The organism is Reyranella massiliensis 521 (genome assembly GCF_000312425.1).
GTDB classification, from domain to species: domain Bacteria; phylum Pseudomonadota; class Alphaproteobacteria; order Reyranellales; family Reyranellaceae; genus Reyranella; species Reyranella massiliensis.
In genome coordinates, this window is the sequence record NZ_HE997181.1 from 5,447,858 (window position 1) to 5,464,647 (window position 16,790).

Sequence of the window (16,790 nt, forward strand, 5' to 3'; positions counted from 1 at the left end):
CTGAGGCTAGGCTCATGGATTGCTCCAAAGTCCGTTTAGAAGTGGGTGAAACGTGTGGACGGCGCCGATAAATGTCGGCACGTCCTCGCCGATCGCGGTCGGATCGTCGTCGAGCGACGGCCACAGCGCGGTCGCGACGACGTGATGGACGCGGGGGATCGCGGCGAAGAGCGCGTCGCCCGACTCGGCAACCAGAATGGCATAGTCTTCTTCGCTGAGCCGCGGGATCTCGCGGACTTCCAGCGTGGCGCTGACCTGCCACAGATGGCCGGCTTGCTTTGGCTGGTTGATCTCGCCCTTGAAGCGCACCTCGCAAATGACGAGGCCGACATAAGTGAGCAGCCTCATGCCGAACCAAGCCGTACCTTCGTCGGCCTGATGCTCATGGAAGCCCTGCAGGAGCATCAACTCGTATTGTGTCAGCTCCCAAACAACGGCGAGCTCTGTTGGTTTCTGTCGGCCGTTCCGTCGAACACGCCCAGCGCCCTGTTCGAGTTCGGTTCGACGAACGTTCGGACGCGGCTTCAGCACATAGCCCTGCTTCAGCGGCAGGGGGATCGTGTCAGGATAGAAGGTGTCGACGGCCATGGCTCAGCCTCTGCCCCGCCGCGACAAGCCCCACCGCTGCTCGACAGCACCGGTGAACCTTCCGCGACCGGCGGACACCTGGTCGGCCATGTAGTCGGAGATCTTCTCCAGGATGACCTCAAACTCCATGCCGCCTTGGCCGTCGTCTCGCGTCTGGCCCTCCTGCGCCTCAAGCGGCGGCCCCATGTTCACGAGCTTCAACGTGACAGGCCGGGCGTCGCCGCCGCGGCCACGGCCGCGCGAGTTGCGATGCCGCGGGTCGTCCTCCGTCAGCACTTCCTCACCACGGCGGGCGATGATCGGGATTTCATCGGCGGCCAAGCCCACGATGCCGCCGCCATGGAACTTGGGCGCACCGGCAAAGGCCATGGCTGGCACGGTACGCGGCGGGCCGACCAGCGCGCCAACGATGCCGCCGGTGTGCGCCTGGCCAACGCCGCCGACGCCGCCGCCGCTACCGAACAAACCACCGATCCAGGAACCGATGCCGCCGAGCAAAGACCCGCCGCCGCCACCACCGCCGAAGACGCCACCGAGGGCGTTGGAGATCGGACCGGTAATCGTCTGACGAACGGCAATGCGCGCCACGTCGGCCAGGATCGAATTGGTGAGGTCGCTGAAGTTCAGCTTGCCGGTCATGACGAACTGGACGATCGCGTCCTCGCCCTGCCGCATGGCGTTCTGCGTCGCCTGCGCGGCCTGTGCTCCGGCGTTCTGTGCTTCTTCGGCGTAACGACGGAAGCCGGCAGCCATGCCATCTGTCGCAGATCGGCTGCTTTCCAGCCGCTGCTGGTCGTAGGCTTTCGACGCCTCGCTGACAGTCTTGGCCGACAGTTCGCCCGTCGCCTGCAGTTCCTGCAGGTTGGCCATCTGTTGCCGGTAGGCGAGCTCGGGATCGTACTGCTGATTAAGCTGGTTGGCCGCGCGCTTGCGGTCGAGCTCGAGCTGCTGGCGCGAAAGGCGATCGTAGGCGCCGATCTGCTTCTCGGCCGCCGCAACGATGGCGTCCGAACCTGACGCCTCTGCCTGCGCGCGCAGTTCGGTCGCCATGGCGGCGACGCGATTGACGCGCTCGGCCTCACGGGACGCCTCTGCCGACACCTTCTCGGCCGAGGCGACACGTTCAAGGCCGGCGACCTCTTCGGCATAAGCGCGGTTCTTCTCGGCCGCGGCCTGCACGGTCGCAGCGGCGTTCTTCTCAAGCGTCTCCTGCGCGATGGCGCCCGCGGTACCTGGCGCGATCGATCCCTGCGCTTCGGCCGCCTGCGCCGCGCCGATCGCGGCGGCACGAAGTCCGGCGGCGCGTGACGTGCCGTAGGCCTCGGCAACGGCAAGAGCCGCACGGGCTTCGTCGCCCAGCGCCGCGATCTGCTCCCGCGTCGCGGTCGACTGTTGCGCCAGCGTGTTGCTACGCGCCTGGTTCGCCTTAGCGATCGCCTGGTCGTGACTGTCGCCGGCCTTCCGCGCCGCATCGTACACCTGGTCGAACGCGCGCTCGGCCGCCTGCGCATGCTGCGGCAGGCTGGCGTACTTCTTCTCCAGGTCGATCGAGCGCTGAAGCTCTTCGGATGTGGTCTTGAGGCCGTAGAGCTTGCCGTCCGTTTCCGCGAGAGCCTGCTGCGCCGACTTCAGGGCCTCGGGCGACAGCAATCCTTCCTTGATCGCACGATCGAGCTGGTCGCGCTTGCCCTGAAGCTTCCTCGCCTCTTCGTTGATCGTGTTGTATTGAGCGACCAGTTCGTGAGCGGCTTTCTTCTGCCGCTCGATCGCCGCCTGCGCCTGCTGCTGCTGTGCGGCCTGCTGCTGCTCTCCGGACGCAGAGCCGCGCGCGTTGAGCTGGCTGTCGATGTACGCGAGGTTCGCCTTGAGATTGGCGACCCGCTGTTCGGTGGCGCGGATGTCGCGGTCGAAATGATGGAGATCGGCCGGCGCGGCCGTTGAGCGATCCTTCTGGAGGATCTGCAGTTCGGCGAGCGCATTGTCATAGGAGCGCTTTGCGTCAGCGCGATCCTGTGCAGTCGGTCCGCTCGCTGCCGGGTTTGGAGCACCCGCCGCGCCGCCTGGTACGCCTGGCGGTCCGCCGATCGCCATGGCCGCGCCGTTGACGATATGACCGCCCGCCCAGATCATGGCGGCCGTGACCGGGTTGTTGGCCACGGCATCCTTGAACTTCACCCAGGCGTTGGCGAGCTTGTTGAGGTTCTGCTCGGTCGGCGACAGGCCCTGTTCGTTGAGGCCCTTGAAGCGACGCTCGGCCGCCTCGATCATCGGCTTCATCCATCTCCTGACCAAGGAACTGTGGGACGGCCATCCCTGCTGCGCCTTCACGGTGAGCAGGGAATTCGCGACCCAGAATCCCAACACCTACCGCGCGCTGCTGAAGTCGATCATCGACGCGACGGCCTATGCGCACAAAGCGGAGAATCGGAAAGAGATCGCCAAGGCGATCGCGCCGGCGAACTACCTGAACCAGCCGGAGACGGTGCTGGAGCAGATCCTGACCGGGACCTACGCCGACGGGCTGGGGGGCGTGAAGAAGGATGCGAACCGTATCGACTTCGATCCCTTCCCCTGGAACCAGTTCGCGGTCTGGATCATGACCCAGATGAAGCGCTGGGGTCAGCTCAAGGCCGATGTCGACTATGCCAAGGTCGCGTCAGAGGTCTATCTGGCGACCGATACGGCGACGATGATGAAGGAGATGGGTCTCACCCCGCCCGATCCGTCGAACAAGACGATCGTGGTCATGGGCAAGCCGTTCGATGCCGCCAAGCCCGACGACTATATCGCGAGCTTTGCCATCCGCCGGAGCTAAGAGATGGCAACCCTGAAGAACTCGCTCGGCCTGCGGGCGAGCCTGCTGTCGCTGCTGATCTTCGCGGCGATCCTAGGACTCTGGCAGATTGCCACCATGCCGACCGTGGCCAGCGGCCCGGCGGTCGATCCCGAATATGCCAAGCTGGTCGGCAATGCCGCCGCGACCGGCAGCAAGTCCGCCATGCCGACGCCGGCCGACATCGCCGTCACGATCTGGGGGCATCTCACCGATCCTTTCTACGTGCGCGGCAGCAACGACAAGGGCATCGGCATCCAGCTCGCCTATTCGCTGGGCCGCGTGCTCCTGGGCTTCGGGCTGGCTGCGATCATCGCGGTGCCGCTCGGCTTCCTGATCGGCATGTCGCCGCTGGTCTATCGCGCGCTCGATCCCTTCATCCAGATCCTGAAGCCGGTATCGCCGCTCGCCTGGATGCCGCTGGCCCTCTACACCATCAAGGACTCGGCGATCTCCTCGATCTTCGTGATCTTCATCTGCTCGGTCTGGCCGATGCTGATCAACACTGCCTTCGGCGTGGCGAGCGTGCGCAAGGAATGGCTGAACGTGGCGCGAACGCTCGAGGTCGGGCCGTTCCGCACGGCCTTCAAGGTGATCCTGCCGGCGGCGGCGCCGACCATCATGACCGGCATGCGCATCTCCGTCGGCATCGCCTGGCTGGTCATCGTGGCGGCCGAAATGCTCGTGGGGGGTACCGGCATCGGCTACTTCGTCTGGAACGAGTGGAACAACCTCTCGATTGCCAACATCGTAACCGCGATCCTGCTGATCGGCCTGGTCGGTCTCGCCCTCGACCAGGGCCTGGCGCGCATCACCAAGCTCGTCACCTATCCGGAGTAGGCCGTCATGGACAATCGACCTCTCATCAGCGTCGAAGGCCTGGCGCGCCGCTTCGGCGACTCCGGCCAGCCTGCCGTATTCGAGAATATCTGGTTCGGCATCGACAAGGGCGAGTTCTGCTGTCTTATCGGGCATTCCGGCTGCGGCAAGACCACGATCCTGAACGTGCTGGCCGGCCTCGACAGCCCGAGCGGCGGCGCGGTCATCGTCGACAATCGCGAGATCGACGGGCCGAGCCTCGATCGCGCCGTGATCTTCCAGGGCCATGCGCTGCTGCCGTGGCTGACAGTGATGGGCAATATCTCCTTCGCGGTCTCCTCGCGCTGGCCCGCGTGGGGCCGCGCCAAGGTGCAGGAGCATGCGCGCCGCTTCATCGAGCTGGTTGGGCTGAAGGGTGCGGAGAACAAGCGGCCCTCGCAGCTCTCCGGCGGCATGAAGCAGCGCGTGGGTATTGCCCGTGCGCTCTCGATCGAGCCCAAGATGCTGCTGATGGACGAACCGTTCAGCGCGCTCGACGCGCTGACGCGGGGCATGCTGCAGGACGAAGTGCTGCGAATCTGCGCAGATACGCAGCAGACCGTGTTCATGATCACGCACGATGTCGACGAGGCGATCCTGCTCGCCGACAAGATCGTGCTAATGACCAACGGCCCCGGCGCCAAGATCGCCGAGATCGTGGTCAACACCATGCCGCGCAACGAGCGGCATCGGAACGACCTTCACCGGCATCCACAGTACTACGCGATCCGCAATCATCTCGTTGAGTTCCTGGTGAACCGCAGCCGCGCGTTCGACAAGGAGATCGCCGACGTTGGCTACGATCCGCGGCGACTGAAGCTGGTGAAGCCTGGCCTGTCGGCGGTCAATCCGCCGGCCGAAGTCGTGCCTCTTCGGCACACCCTCTGATGGTTAATTGACACGGGAGAAGACAATGAAGCGGGCAGAAGTCACCGAGAAGATCCTTTCGGCCAAGCGGCTGAAGGAACTCACCTGGGACGAGATCGCCAAGAAGATTGGCGGCGCTTCGAAGATCGTCGTCACCGCGGCCTGTATGGGCCAGATGAAGATGACCAAGGAACAGGCAACCAAGGCCGGCAAGCTGTTAGGCTTGGGCAAGGAAGAAGTGCTGCTGCTGCAGGAAGTGCCGTATCGCGGATCGCTGCCGCAGATCCCGCCCACCGATCCGCTGATCTACCGCTTCTACGAACTGGTGCAGGTCTACGGCACCACGTGGAAGGAGCTGATCCAGGAAGAGTTCGGCGACGGCATCATGAGCGCCATCGACTTCGACATGACCATGGAGCGCCAGCCCGACCAGAAGGGCGACCGGGTGAAGATCGCCATGTCCGGCAAGTTCCTGGGCTACAAGACGTACTGACGGTGTTATTTGTCATCCTGGGCGATGCTCAGGATGACAAATTCTATTCTGCCGCCAGCTTCCGCGCCGCCCTCGGGTCGCGCGTGAGCAGGCCGTCGGCGAGGTCGCGCTCGATCAGGGCGTCGGGGCGTTCGGCGATGCGACCGAAGCCGCCGCCGCCGCCCACGAACATCTCGACGATGTCGCCTTTGCCGAGATCGACGGCGGCCTTGCTGCGCAATTCTTCGGTGGTGCCGTTGGCGCGGAAGATGCGGCAGTAGCCGCGCTGGCCGGGCTCGCCACCCTGCAGGCCCTCCGGGGCGAGGCGGAAGCGGTCGGAGTAGATGGCGAGCTGCACGTCGTCGCGCAGGATCTCGCAGCGGCGCGTGAAGCCTGCGCCCCCGCGCCGTGCGCCCAGGCCAAACGAGTCGGGCGCCAGCTCGTAGCCGACGATGCGGAAGAAATCGTAGTCGATGTCGAGCGATTCGACCGGCGCGTTGGAGCAGTTGCTGAGCGGTGAATCGACGGCATCGCAGCCATCGGTTTCCTTGGAAGCGCCGTAGCCGCCGCCGAAGATTTCCAAGTAGACGCTGTAGCCTCTCTCGCCGAGATGGCTGAGGCAGAATGCCGTCGTGCAGTCGAAGCCTGTGGCGATCACCTTGTCGGGCAGAGCCTGTGCCATCGCTTTCATCACCGCGTTGAACACGCGATAGGCCGGGATCATGCGCGCGCGCACCGGCGCCGGCGGCCGCGGGTTCAGCAGCGAGCCGTAAGGCACCTTGATGCTGATTGGCCGAGCCATACCCTCGTTGTACGGAATGTCCGGGCTGGTCAGCACCGACTTGACGCAGGAGAGCGCTGCCGAGAGCGTGCTCGAATAGGGGCAGTTGAGGTTGCGCTTCACCTGCGGACAGGTGCCCTCGAAGTCGATCTCGACCGAGTCCTCGGTGATGGTGACCTTGGCTTTCACCACCAGCGGATCGTCGGTCAGACCATCGTCGTCGACGGCATCCTCGCCATAGAAGGTGCCTTTGGGCGCCTGGGCGATGGCGGCGCGCACGCGGCGCTCGGAATAATCCTGCATCTCCTTCATCGCCGCTTCGACCTTGGCGGTGCCGTAGCGCTCGCAGAGCTGCTTGACCCGCAGCACGCCGATGGCGTTGGCGGCGAACTGGGCATTGAAGTCGCCGATCGTGAGGTCGGGCACGCGCACGTTGGCGGTGACAAGGCGCTCGAACGAACCGCCGTTCCAGTCGCGTTCGAAACTGTACTTCGAGGGCGGGAAGCGCAGCCCCTCCTGGTAGACGTCGGAGGCGTGGATGTTGAGGCCGGGCGCGCCGCCGCCGAGATCGAGATGGTGCGCCACCGAAGCGCCGAAGCCCACGACCCGGCCGCCGACGAAGATCGGCGTGAAGATGAAGACGTCGGGAATGTGCTGGCCGCCCTCGAAGGGGTCGTTGTTGATCAGGAAGTCGCCTTCCTGGAGCGTCTCGACCGGGTGGCGTTTCAGGCAGGCACGCAGGGTCTCGCCGATGGGTCCCAACTGCATGGGAATCAGCTCGGCCTGGGCGACGGTGTTGCCATAGCGATCCATGAGACCTGCGGACCCGTCGCGGGCTTCGCGCAGGATGGTCGAGTAGGCGGAGCGGATCAGCTTGACGCCCATCTCGCGGGCGCCGGCGATCAGTGCCTGGCTGATGACGGCATAGTCGATTGGACCCAGCTGGCTCATGACGCTCTCCGTCCCTCAGGATTTGCGCAGGATCAGATTATCGTGATCGTCGAGCTCTGCATGCCAGCCCGGTGGCAGCCAACTCGTGGCCGTATGGCCTTCGATGACCGCCGGCCCGACGATCTTCTGGCCTGTCGTCATCGCTTCGGCGGTGTGGCGCGCACAGTCGAGCCACGCCTCGCCGTGGAAGATCTTCGCCTGCTCGGGGGGCCGCGCCGCCAGCTTCTCGCGGTCGAGCTTGGGGGCGCCACCGATCGGCAGGGTCGCGCCGACACGCAGGGTCACGATCTCCACCGGCCGGTCGAGCGTGGCGCCATGCATGAAAGTGCGGTGATGGGCATCGGCAAACAGTTCGGCGAGATAGGCCGCGTCGAGCGAGCCGAGGCGGTCGGCGGGAATCTCGACGCCGACCTCGAAGGCCTGGCCGACGAAGCGCATGTCGAGCGTGTGCGTGTAGTCGAGGTCGCCTGGCAGCTTCATGTCGACGAACTGCGCTGCAAGCCTCTGGCGCATCTCGTCGAAGATGCGGCCGGCTTCCTTCGCCGCGGCATCGTCGAGTTTCATCTTGCGCGTGACGGCGTCGAACTTGGTGTAGTCGGAAGCGACCAGCCCATAGGCCGAGATCACGCCAGCGTTGGGCGGCACGACGATGGTCGAGATGCCGAGTTCTTCGGCAATTCGGGCGGCATGCAGCGGTCCTGCGCCGCCGAACGGGACCAGTGCATAGTCGCGCGGATCGCGGCCGCGCTCGGTCGAAACGAGCTGGATGGCACGCACGATGTTGGCGTCGGCGAGTTGCAGCGCCGAGGATGCTGCCTGTTCCACGGTGAGCCCAAAGCGCTGCGCCATCGGCTCGAAGGCGCGACGAGCGGCATCGCTGTCGAGCGTCATGCGGCCGCCCAGGAAGGCGGCGGGCCGGATCGTGCCGATCACGACATGGGCGTCGGTCGTGGCGGGCTCCGTGCCGCCGCGGCCGTAGCAGGCAGGGCCGGGATCTGCGCCAGCGCTTTGCGGGCCCACGCGCAACATGCCGCCGTCATCGACCCAGGCGATCGAACCGCCGCCCGCGCCCACCGACACGATATCCAGCACCGGCGTGCGGATCGGCAGCCCGTCGATCTCGGTCTCCGAGGCGAGCGACGGACGGCCGTCCTGCACCAGGCAGACATCGGTCGAGGTGCCGCCCATGTCGAAGGTGATCAGGTCCTTGAAGCCGGAGCGCGCAGCCTGCCGTGTGGCGCCGACGACGCCGGCAGCCGGGCCGGAGTACAGCGCGGTGATGGCGCTCTGGCGCATGGCGTCGGCAGGCAGGCGGCCGCCGTTGGATTGCATCACCGTGAAGCGGCCCTGGAAGCCCGATTCCGACAGCTTGCTCTCGAAACGGTGCAGATAGCCGTCGATCACCGGCTGGACGTAAGCCGAGAGCAGCGTCGTCGAGGCGCGCTCGAATTCGCGGAACTCGCGCGCCACCTGGTGGCTGCACGTGACGAGCACGCCGGGCAGCGCGGCGCCGATCATCGCGGCGAGCTGCTTCTCATGGTCGGGATTGGCGTAGGCATTGAGAAGGCAGATCGCTACGGCGCGATAGCCCCCGTCCTTGAGTGCCGGGATCAGCTCGGCCGAAACCTTCGCTTCATCGAGCGGCGTCTCAACGGTGCCGTCGGCGCGCAGGCGCTCCGGTGCCTCGAAGCAATCCTTGCGGCGCACAGGCGGCGCGGGCTTGGCATAGAAGAGATCGTAGATGTTGCGCCGGTCGTGGCGCTGCATGAACAGGAGATCGCGGAAACCCGCCGTCGCGACGAAGGCGACCGATGCGCCCTTGCGCTCCAGCACGGCATTGGTGGCGACGGTCGAGCCGTGGCCGAGATCCTCGATGCCGGCGAGATCGATGCCCGAAGCGGTGAGGGCCGCGAAGGCGCCGATGTCGGGCGACTTCGGTGTGCTTGGCACCTTGGTGACGACAACCCTGCCGCCTTCGACGGCAACCAGATCCGTGAACGTGCCTCCGACCTCAACCCCGACTCTCATTCTTGCGGCCTCCCTGCGCGATGCTAGGGCGGTTTTGGAGTCTGGGCCAGATGCGTGATCCCTCGATACGTCCGGTGTCGGACGTCAGCGCCCCTCCAGCTTCGTCTGCAGCTCGGCGATCTGCTTCTTGAGCTCTTCGTTCTCTTCGCGGGCCTTCGCAGCCATTGCCTTCACGGCATCGAATTCGTCGCGCCGCGGAATATCCATGCCGTCCAGGATCTTGGCGATCTGATCGCGCACGCGCGCCTCGACCTCGTCCTTCATGCCGGTCAGCGCGCCCATGGCGCCGTTGGCTACCTTGGTGAGGTCGTCGATGAAGGGATTGCGGGTTTGCATGGTCTCGCTCCTTAGCGGTTCCTCTGGAGCCTGACTCCTGATGCGTCAAGTATGGGCGGCTGGTAGCATTGCGCGCAAGAAGGACCGGAGGACGCCGTGAGTTTGGTAAAAGTCGAATCGAGCGAAGGTATCACCACGATCACGATGACGCGGGCGGAGAAGCGCAATGCCTTGTCGCAGGCGCTGTGTGACCAACTCTACGACGCCTATCGCGCTTTCGAGGCCGGCAGCGATCATGTGGCGATCCTCCAGGCCGAAGGGCCGGCCTTCTGCGTCGGCGCCGACCTAAAGGAACCGCCGGCGGCCATGTGGAAGGCCGTGCCGCATGTCAGCCATCACCTCACCAAGCCGGTGATCGCGGCGACCCAGGGCTGGGTGATCGGTGGCGCGATCTGCATGGTGATGACCTGCGATCTCATGGTGTCGGCCGATACCACCAAGTTCATGTACCCTGAAGCCAAGGTCGGCGTGTTCGGTGGCCTGATGCCCGGCATCGTGTCGCGCATGCCGCACAAGCTCGCCATGGAACTGCTGCTGCTCGGCGAAGAGATATCGGTGCAGCGTGCCTACGACGTCGGCTTCGTCAATCGCGTGGTGCCGCTCGGGGAGGAGCGCAAGGAAGCGCGGCGCATGGCCAAGGTGATCGCCGACTCCGCACCGCTGGTCATTCGCACGTTGCGCGACTTCGCCAACCAGACCCTGCCGCGTGGACCGGCAGAGATCTTCGTGCCGGAGCGTTACAAACTGGAGCAGATCGCCAATTCCGAGGATCGCAAGGAAGGGGCGGCTGCGTTCCGTGAGAAGCGGGAACCCAAGTTCAAAGGACGGTAGAGATGGGCAAGCTGCTGCTGGTCGGATGCGGCAAGATGGGCGGCGCCATGCTGGACGGCTGGCTGGCGCGCGGCCTCAAGGCATCGGATGTCGTCGTGGCCGAGCCGGTCGAGGCCATCCGGCCGAAGCATGCCGGCCTGCGCCTCGTCTCTTCGTCGAGCGAGGTTTCCGAGGCCCCGGAAATCGTCGTGCTGGCGGTGAAGCCGCAGGCGATGGAAGCGACGCTTACCGACCTGAAGCGGTTTGCCGAACAAGGGTCGGTGTTCCTCTCGATCGCGGCCGGCAAGACGCTGGGCTATTTCGCGAACCATCTCGGGGCGGCAGCCAAGGTCGTCCGTTCCATGCCCAACACCCCGGCGGCTGTTCGCCAGGGCATCACCGTCGCGACGGCGGCAGCCGGCGTCTCGGCCGCCGAGAAGAAGCGCTGCCACGAACTGCTCGAAGCGGTGGGCGGCGTGCTCTGGGTCGACGACGAGGCGCTGATGGATCCGGTCACGGCGCTCTCGGGCAGCGGCCCGGCCTATGTCTTCCTACTGGTCGAGGCGATGGCGGCGGCGGGCGCCAAGCTCGGCCTGACGCCGGACATGGCCATGCAGCTTGCCCGCGCCACGGTGGCCGGCAGCGGCGAATTGCTGAAGCAGTCGAGTGAACCGGCGGCGCAGTTGCGCGTTAACGTCACCAGTCCGGGCGGTACCACCGCCGAAGCCTTGAAGGTCCTGATGGCAGACGACGGTATCCAGCCTGTCTTTGACAAGGCGCTCGCCGCGGCCTCGCGTCGTTCGAAGGAACTTGCGGGATGAGCGAGGGCGACGCCGCGTCCGCAGATCGAGCGCGCCCCGATGGAACGCCGGGTAACCGTGCGCTCGACGCCTTTCTTCGGCTGATCGCCGAGAAGGGCTTCGCGGCAGTGGCGCTGCGCGACGTGGCGCAGGAAGCCGGTCTGGGCTTCGCCGAACTCTATGGCCTGCATTCCGACAAGGTGTCGCTGATCGCGGCCTTCATGGCGCGCGTGGATGCCGAGGTCCTGGCCGGCACGCCATCCGTCGTTGATGCCGAGGAAACCGCGCGCGACCGTCTGTTCGACGTGATGATGCGCCGCTACGACGCGCTCAAGCCACATCGAGAGGCCATGCGCGCGCTGCGCCTCGCCGCCTTGCGCGATCCGCTGCTTGCTCTGGCGATGGGGCCGGCGCTGCGTCGGTCGATGGCGGCGATGCTGGAGGCGGCCTCGATTCCCAGCGACGGTCTCGGCGGTGCGGTGCGGCAGAACGGCTTGCTGGTCATCCATCAGGCCGTGTCGCGTGTCTTCGACAAGGACGAGACGGACGACCTATCCAAGACAATGGCGTCGCTGGACAGTCGGCTAAAGACTGCAGAAAAATGGTCGCAACTCTTTGATAAATATACAATAAATAAGAAACGCACGGCGTCGGCAGAGGCGTCTGATTCGCCTGCCGCATGAAGGTTTTGTGCGATGCACAAAATCGTCTCTTGACTCGCTGCACTGCCTCCCTAAATTGATTTGCATTGTGCACCGCAGCAATCCAGGCGGAGCACCCGAGCTTTCCGTCGTTTTGCCCTGTCAGGAGACATTCCATGTACGCCAATGGTGCTTTCAAGAACCCGTTCGCCGACTTCGACTTCAGCAAGTTCTCCAGCGAGTTCAAGCTGCCGGTCGTGAACGTCGAGACCATCGTCGAGACCGCCCGCAAGAACTTCGCCACGATGACTTCGGTCAACACCTCGGCCGTCGAGTCGTTCAAGACAATCGCGCAGCGTCAGGGCGACATGGTCCGCGCCGCGATGGAAGACCTCTCCAAGCACGGCAGCGAAGTGCTCGCCGCCGCCACCATGGAGGAGAAGGCTGCCAAGCAGATCGACTTCGTGAAGAAGAGCTACGAGACGGCCATCACCAACTCCAAGGAGCTGGCTGACCTCTACAGCAAGGGCCACACCGATGCGCTGACCGCGCTCAGCGCGCGCGTCGCCGAGGTGACCGAAGAGGTCAAGGCTGCGATCGCCAAGAAGTAAGCTTTGTCGGCCTCGGGCCGATCGAGGAAAAGGGCCGCGCGAGCGGCCCTTTTCTTTTGTCGGTACCCGATTAGGGTGCCGGCACCATGGAACAGATCGCCTATCAGGACTTCGAGAAGGTCGACATCCGCGTCGGCACGATCCTCGAAGCCGCCCCTCTCGAGGGCGCCCGCAAACCGGCCTTTCGCCTGCTGATCGACTTCGGCCCCGAGATTGGCACCAAGAAATCCTCGGCTCAGATCACGGTGCACTACACGCCGGAATGCCTGATCGGCCGCCAGGTCGCGGCCGTGGTCAATTTCCCGCCACGACAGATCGGCAAGTTCATGTCGGAAGTGCTGACCCTGGGCTTTCCTGCAGGGGACGGCAGCGTCGTGCTGTTCGCGCCGGACCAGGTCGTGCCTAACGGTGGGAAGCTGTTCTAGCCTTCCGCTGATTACAGTCGAAGGCCCGATGCTCTAGTCGCGCCAGCGGCATCGTTCCAAGTCCAGACGGTTTTTGGCGTCGAATTCGATGCCTTCTTTCTCCAGCAGGCGCCGCTGGAGGATGTCGCCTCCATTGCGGGACAGGCTGTAGGACACCTCGCCCTTGGCGTTGACGACACGGTGCCACGGGATCTTGGTGCCCGGGTCAAGACGCTGAAGCACGCGGCCGACAAGGCGGGCGCGCCTCGGCATGCCCGCCATCGTGGCAACCTGGCCATAGGTCGCAACCCAGCCCACAGGGATGCGGCGGATTACGGCGCAGATGGCTTCAACAGCTTCATCGCCCTGAAGTTGGGCAGCCTGAAGCGGCTTGCGCTTCGGCAGCATCGACAGCTTGCGCCGATCCCTGCTTGCCCAGCTTTGCAGCAATCTGGATGCCGGGGTTGGCCCGAGGCCCTTGTCCGAACGACGCATGGTGCCGAATTCCCCTGGCCGTTGATCATGCTGCAGCACTGGCACGAAGGCCAGTGCACCGGGCGGCGCAGGGGGGCCGCAATCTTCAGAAGACCTTGTGGATCCAGCCGTACTTGTCGGCAACGCGGCCGCGCTGAATGCCGACCAGGGTTGCTTTCAGTTCTTCGGTGCGGGCGCCCGAGCCGCCGTTGCCGATGGTGAATTCGCCGTCGGGCGAACGCACCGTGCCGATCGGGGTGACAACCGCGGCGGTGCCGCAGGCGAAGGCTTCGCGCAGACGGCCGCTGGCGGCATCTGCCTTCCATTGCTGGATGGAGTAGGGCTCCTCGCGCACCGGGATGCCCTTGTCCTTGGCGAGCGTAATGAGCGAGGAGCGCGTGATGCCGGGTAGGATCGTGCCACCGAGCGGTGGCGTCACCATCGAGCCGTCGTCGAACACGAAGAAGACGTTCATGCCGCCCAGCTCTTCCACCCAGCGCTTCTCGACCGCGTCGAGGAACACCACCTGGTCGCAGCCGTGGCGGGTCGCTTCGGCCTGGGCGAGCAGGCTGGCGGCATAGTTGCCGCCACACTTGGCGGCGCCCGTGCCGCCGGGTGCGGCGCGCGTATAGTCCTGCGACACCCAGACGGAGACCGCGGGGGCGCTGGTCTTGAAGTAGGCGCCGACCGACGAGGCGATCACGATGAACAGATAGTCCGACGAAGGCTTCACCCCGAGGAAGATCTCGTTGGCGAACATGAAGGGGCGGATGTAGAGGCTGCCGTCGCCCTCCGGAATCCATGCGCGATCGATGTCGACGAGCTGGTCGACCGCATCGAGGAACACCTTCTCCGGCAGGATCGGCATGGCCAGCCGCTCGGCCGACTGCTGGAAGCGGCGGGCATTCTCCTCAGGCCGGAACAGCGTCGCGCCACCGTCTTCGGTTCGATAGGCCTTCAGCCCCTCGAAGATCTCCTGGGCGTAGTGCAGGACGGCTGCCGCCGGGTCCATCGGGATCGGCGCGCGTGGCTCGATCCGCGCATCGTGCCAGCCTTGCGAATCGCTGTAGCGAACGGTCGCCATATGGTCGGAGAAGACCCGGCCGAAACCCGGATTCTTCAGCAGCTCGGCGCGCTTGTCGGCGGCAAGGGGAGCGGGGTGCGGATGGCGGACGAATTGAAGCGACTGTGTCTTGGACATTGTTCTCTCGGATATTCAGTTCTTTGTATCATAGGCGGCCGGGCGGCACGTCTACAGCAAGCTCCGCGGCCCGCTCATAGCGGAATTCGCACGATGACGCGAAGGCCGCCCAGCGGCGAGGTGGCCAGCGCCACGTCGCCGCCATGGCTGCGCGCCACGTCGCGCGCGATGGTGAGGCCCAGTCCCACCCCGCCGGTATCGACATTGCGCGACGCGTCCAGGCGGAAGAAAGGGCGGAAGACGTCCTCGTATTTGTCGGGCGGGATGCCGGGCCCGTCGTCGTCGATCATGATCTCGACCGAGGTACGGCCGCGCACGGCCTCCAGTTTCACGTTGCGTGAATAACGCATCGCGTTGGAGATCAGGTTGGTCAGGCAGCGCTTCATGGCGAGCGGCCGCAGCTCGACGTTCATGTCGCCCTGCCAGGAAAGCTCGATGTTCGCATTGTCACGGCGAGCCCCGGCCGTCACATCCTCCAGGATCTCCGAGAGGTCGGTCATGACCGGATCTTCGTCGCCCTCGCCACGCGCAAAGGCGAGATAGCCCTCGATCATGCGTTCCATGTCGCGGACGTCGTCGTTCAGCTCCTTGGTCTCGGGCGACTCGGGCAGCAGGGCGAGCGAGAGTTTCATGCGGGTGAGCGGCGTGCGCAGGTCGTGGCTGACGCCGGCCAGCATTTCGGTGCGCTGCTGGATCGAGCGGCGCAGGCGGATGCGCATGGTGTGGAAGGCGGTCGCGGCGTTGCGCACCTCGCGCGTGCCGCCGGAGAAGGCGAAGTCGGGCACGTCGCGGCCCTTGCCTAGCGCATCGGCCGCCACGCCGAGATGTTCGATGGGCACCAGTTCCCGGCGCATGAACCAGATGGCGAGGCCGAACAGGACGAGGGCGAGACCGAGCTGGGCGATTACATAAGCGAAGCTCGAACCGAAGGTGAGACGGACGTGCGGCACCAGGATGTCCATCACGTCGCCATCGGTGAGCTGGATCTCGATCAGGAGCTGGCCGCCGCCGATATTGTTGTCGAGGAAGAACGGCCGCTTGATGTCGGCTTCGAGCGCGCCCTGTACTTCGCGCGCGACGATGTCGAAATATTCCGGCTGCTTGAAGGGCCGCACGATGCCCTTGCGGAAGCTGACGAACAGCAGGAGGTCCTGGGCCGAGCGGCGCAGGATCCAGTCGCGGTGCGTGTCGTCGGGAAAATCCGAGCGCAGTGAGATCAGCAGACGGATGTCGCGCACCAGCAGGATCGCAAGCCGGTTGGTCACGTTGTCGCCGCGCTGGCTGTAGAACCACCAGGCCGACAACGCCTGCAGGAGTAGCATCGGCACCACGATGATGATCAGCGCGCGCGCGAACAGGGTCTGCGGCGAACGCCGATCAGCCCATTGCGCGATGCGCTCGAAGAGATCGCGGGCGGCGCGAAGGATCATGCATCGACCAGCCGATAGCCTTGACCGCGCACGGTGCGCAGATAGCGTGGGAAAGAGGAGTCGGGCTCGATCTTGCGCCTGAGCCGCGTCACCTGCACGTCGATCGCGCGCTCGTTGATGTCGCTGCCGACGATCTTGCACAGCGTCTCGCGGCTCAGCACTTCGCCGATGCGGCCGGTGAAGGCGCGCATCAAAGCGATTTCGGCATCGGTCAGCGGCACGCGCTTGCCCTTCTGCGAGAGTTCGCCCAGCTCGAGATCGAACTCGAAGGGGCCGAAGGTGACTTGCCGTTGCTCTTGCGTCGGTGCGGTGGCGGCCGCCGGCCGGCCGCGACGCAGCACGCTCTGGATGCGCAAAAGCAGCTCGCGTGGCTCGAACGGCTTGCCGAGATAGTCGTCGACGCCGACTTCGAGGCCGGCGATGCGGTCCTTGGTGTCGACCATGGCCGTCAGCATCAGGATCGGCACTTCGTCGGTGCGGCGCAGCTCGGCAGCGAAGGCGAGCCCGGTCTCGCCCGGCATCATCACGTCGAGCACGATCAGGTCGAAGTCGAGCGAGCCCAGCCGCTGGCGGGCCTCGGCGGCGCTGGCCGCGGTCGAGACGCGAAAGTCGTTGCGCGACAGGAACGACTTCAACAGCTCGCGCAGACGCGTATCGTCGTCGACGACCAGGATATGCGGCTTGTCGGCCGAGGGATCCATCGTA

17 protein-coding genes and 1 pseudogene are annotated in these 16,790 nt (G+C 65.3%); 9 read left to right on the top strand and 9 right to left on the bottom strand.

The window, feature by feature from the left end; genetic code table 11:
* Positions 1-12: 12 nt before the first annotated feature.
* A complete protein-coding gene (locus BN60_RS29290) occupies positions 13-588 on the bottom strand; it encodes a hypothetical protein (protein WP_020699231.1) in 576 nt (191 codons plus the stop codon).
* Between the two features lie 3 nt (positions 589-591).
* Positions 592-2,865 carry a phage tail tape measure C-terminal domain-containing protein gene (locus BN60_RS31760; protein WP_083856300.1) on the bottom strand — a complete coding sequence of 758 codons (2,274 nt, stop codon included), beginning with the start codon at positions 2,863-2,865 and terminating at the stop codon, positions 592-594.
* Between BN60_RS31760 and BN60_RS26595 the strand changes: the two are divergent.
* The 4 genes and pseudogenes from BN60_RS26595 to cynS form a co-directional block, all read left to right on the top strand.
* Positions 2,855-3,403: pseudogene (locus tag BN60_RS26595) on the top strand (ABC transporter substrate-binding protein); the annotation flags it as partial. The gene BN60_RS31760 and the pseudogene BN60_RS26595 sit on opposite strands and share 11 nt — an antisense overlap.
* Before the next feature lie 3 nt (positions 3,404-3,406).
* Positions 3,407-4,261, top strand: a complete 855-nt coding sequence (ntrB, locus tag BN60_RS26600) for a nitrate ABC transporter permease (RefSeq protein ID WP_020699234.1) — start codon at positions 3,407-3,409, stop codon at positions 4,259-4,261.
* A 6-nt stretch (positions 4,262-4,267) separates the two neighbouring features.
* Positions 4,268-5,167 (top strand): ABC transporter ATP-binding protein, encoded by a 900-nt coding sequence (locus tag BN60_RS26605; RefSeq protein ID WP_020699235.1) that lies wholly within the window; start codon positions 4,268-4,270, stop codon positions 5,165-5,167.
* Positions 5,168-5,192: 25 nt separating this feature from the next.
* Entirely contained in the window at positions 5,193-5,639 is a 447-nt protein-coding gene (gene cynS, locus BN60_RS26610) for a cyanase (protein ID WP_020699236.1), read from the top strand.
* Positions 5,640-5,682: 43 nt separating this feature from the next.
* Here the strand turns inward: cynS and BN60_RS26615 are convergent, their stop codons facing one another.
* The 3 genes from BN60_RS26615 to BN60_RS26625 all read right to left on the bottom strand — a co-directional run bounded on the left by BN60_RS26615 (position 5,683) and on the right by BN60_RS26625 (position 9,714).
* Complete coding sequence (locus tag BN60_RS26615; RefSeq protein WP_020699237.1) at positions 5,683-7,350, bottom strand: hydantoinase B/oxoprolinase family protein; 1,668 nt, start codon at positions 7,348-7,350, stop codon at positions 5,683-5,685.
* A 15-nt stretch (positions 7,351-7,365) separates the two neighbouring features.
* The gene (locus BN60_RS26620; protein WP_020699238.1) at positions 7,366-9,378 is read right to left on the bottom strand and encodes a hydantoinase/oxoprolinase family protein; all 2,013 of its coding nucleotides are present in this window, start codon (positions 9,376-9,378) and stop codon (positions 7,366-7,368) included.
* A gap of 84 nt (positions 9,379-9,462) precedes the next feature.
* The gene (locus BN60_RS26625; RefSeq protein WP_020699239.1) at positions 9,463-9,714 is read right to left on the bottom strand and encodes an accessory factor UbiK family protein; all 252 of its coding nucleotides are present in this window, start codon (positions 9,712-9,714) and stop codon (positions 9,463-9,465) included.
* A 96-nt stretch (positions 9,715-9,810) separates the two neighbouring features.
* On the opposite strand from BN60_RS26625, the gene BN60_RS26630 reads away from it, so the two are divergent.
* The 5 genes from BN60_RS26630 to BN60_RS26650 all read left to right on the top strand — a co-directional run bounded on the left by BN60_RS26630 (position 9,811) and on the right by BN60_RS26650 (position 13,001).
* Entirely contained in the window at positions 9,811-10,545 is a 735-nt protein-coding gene (locus tag BN60_RS26630; RefSeq protein ID WP_020699240.1) for an enoyl-CoA hydratase/isomerase family protein, read from the top strand.
* Positions 10,546-10,547: 2 nt separating this feature from the next.
* Positions 10,548-11,345: a pyrroline-5-carboxylate reductase gene (gene proC, locus BN60_RS26635; protein WP_020699241.1), complete on the top strand. Its 798-nt coding sequence runs from the start codon at positions 10,548-10,550 to the stop codon at positions 11,343-11,345.
* Positions 11,342-12,007, top strand: coding sequence for a TetR/AcrR family transcriptional regulator (locus tag BN60_RS26640; protein WP_020699242.1), 666 nt, complete (start codon positions 11,342-11,344; stop codon positions 12,005-12,007). The genes proC and BN60_RS26640 overlap by 4 nt, the downstream gene beginning before the upstream one ends.
* 134 nt (positions 12,008-12,141) lie before the next feature.
* A complete protein-coding gene (locus BN60_RS26645) occupies positions 12,142-12,576 on the top strand; it encodes a phasin family protein (protein ID WP_020699243.1) in 435 nt (144 codons plus the stop codon).
* Positions 12,577-12,662: 86 nt separating this feature from the next.
* Positions 12,663-13,001, top strand: a complete 339-nt coding sequence (locus tag BN60_RS26650) for a tRNA-binding protein (RefSeq protein ID WP_020699244.1) — start codon at positions 12,663-12,665, stop codon at positions 12,999-13,001.
* A 33-nt stretch (positions 13,002-13,034) separates the two neighbouring features.
* On the opposite strand, the gene BN60_RS26655 is transcribed toward BN60_RS26650, so the two are convergent.
* From BN60_RS26655 to BN60_RS26670, 4 genes are all read right to left on the bottom strand, one after another.
* On the bottom strand, positions 13,035-13,475 hold the full coding sequence (locus tag BN60_RS26655) for an MGMT family protein (RefSeq protein ID WP_215905944.1): 441 nt from the start codon (positions 13,473-13,475) through the stop codon (positions 13,035-13,037).
* A gap of 85 nt (positions 13,476-13,560) precedes the next feature.
* The gene (locus tag BN60_RS26660; protein WP_020699246.1) at positions 13,561-14,655 is read right to left on the bottom strand and encodes a branched-chain amino acid aminotransferase; all 1,095 of its coding nucleotides are present in this window, start codon (positions 14,653-14,655) and stop codon (positions 13,561-13,563) included.
* Between the two features lie 74 nt (positions 14,656-14,729).
* Complete coding sequence (locus BN60_RS26665) at positions 14,730-16,085, bottom strand: ATP-binding protein (protein WP_020699247.1); 1,356 nt, start codon at positions 16,083-16,085, stop codon at positions 14,730-14,732.
* Entirely contained in the window at positions 16,082-16,786 is a 705-nt protein-coding gene (locus BN60_RS26670; RefSeq protein ID WP_020699248.1) for a response regulator, read from the bottom strand. The genes BN60_RS26665 and BN60_RS26670 overlap by 4 nt, the downstream gene beginning before the upstream one ends.
* Positions 16,787-16,790 lie beyond the last annotated feature (4 nt).

What these genes read in the sequence shown, in the direction of transcription:
- BN60_RS29290 (WP_020699231.1), bottom strand. Translation starts at nt 588, where the DNA reads ATGGCCGTCGACACCTTCTATCCTGACACGATCCCCCTGCCGCTGAAG.
- BN60_RS31760 (WP_083856300.1), bottom strand. Translation starts at nt 2,865, where the DNA reads ATGAAGCCGATGATCGAGGCGGCCGAGCGTCGCTTCAAGGGCCTCAAC.
- ntrB (WP_020699234.1), top strand. Translation starts at nt 3,407, where the DNA reads ATGGCAACCCTGAAGAACTCGCTCGGCCTGCGGGCGAGCCTGCTGTCG.
- BN60_RS26605 (WP_020699235.1), top strand. Translation starts at nt 4,268, where the DNA reads ATGGACAATCGACCTCTCATCAGCGTCGAAGGCCTGGCGCGCCGCTTC.
- cynS (WP_020699236.1), top strand. Translation starts at nt 5,193, where the DNA reads ATGAAGCGGGCAGAAGTCACCGAGAAGATCCTTTCGGCCAAGCGGCTG.
- BN60_RS26615 (WP_020699237.1), bottom strand. Translation starts at nt 7,350, where the DNA reads ATGAGCCAGCTGGGTCCAATCGACTATGCCGTCATCAGCCAGGCACTG.
- BN60_RS26620 (WP_020699238.1), bottom strand. Translation starts at nt 9,378, where the DNA reads ATGAGAGTCGGGGTTGAGGTCGGAGGCACGTTCACGGATCTGGTTGCC.
- BN60_RS26625 (WP_020699239.1), bottom strand. Translation starts at nt 9,714, where the DNA reads ATGCAAACCCGCAATCCCTTCATCGACGACCTCACCAAGGTAGCCAAC.
- proC (WP_020699241.1), top strand. Translation starts at nt 10,548, where the DNA reads ATGGGCAAGCTGCTGCTGGTCGGATGCGGCAAGATGGGCGGCGCCATG.
- BN60_RS26640 (WP_020699242.1), top strand. Translation starts at nt 11,342, where the DNA reads ATGAGCGAGGGCGACGCCGCGTCCGCAGATCGAGCGCGCCCCGATGGA.
- BN60_RS26645 (WP_020699243.1), top strand. Translation starts at nt 12,142, where the DNA reads ATGTACGCCAATGGTGCTTTCAAGAACCCGTTCGCCGACTTCGACTTC.
- BN60_RS26650 (WP_020699244.1), top strand. Translation starts at nt 12,663, where the DNA reads ATGGAACAGATCGCCTATCAGGACTTCGAGAAGGTCGACATCCGCGTC.
- BN60_RS26655 (WP_215905944.1), bottom strand. Translation starts at nt 13,475, where the DNA reads ATGCGTCGTTCGGACAAGGGCCTCGGGCCAACCCCGGCATCCAGATTG.
- BN60_RS26660 (WP_020699246.1), bottom strand. Translation starts at nt 14,655, where the DNA reads ATGTCCAAGACACAGTCGCTTCAATTCGTCCGCCATCCGCACCCCGCT.
- BN60_RS26665 (WP_020699247.1), bottom strand. Translation starts at nt 16,085, where the DNA reads ATGATCCTTCGCGCCGCCCGCGATCTCTTCGAGCGCATCGCGCAATGG.
- BN60_RS26670 (WP_020699248.1), bottom strand. Translation starts at nt 16,786, where the DNA reads ATGGATCCCTCGGCCGACAAGCCGCATATCCTGGTCGTCGACGACGAT.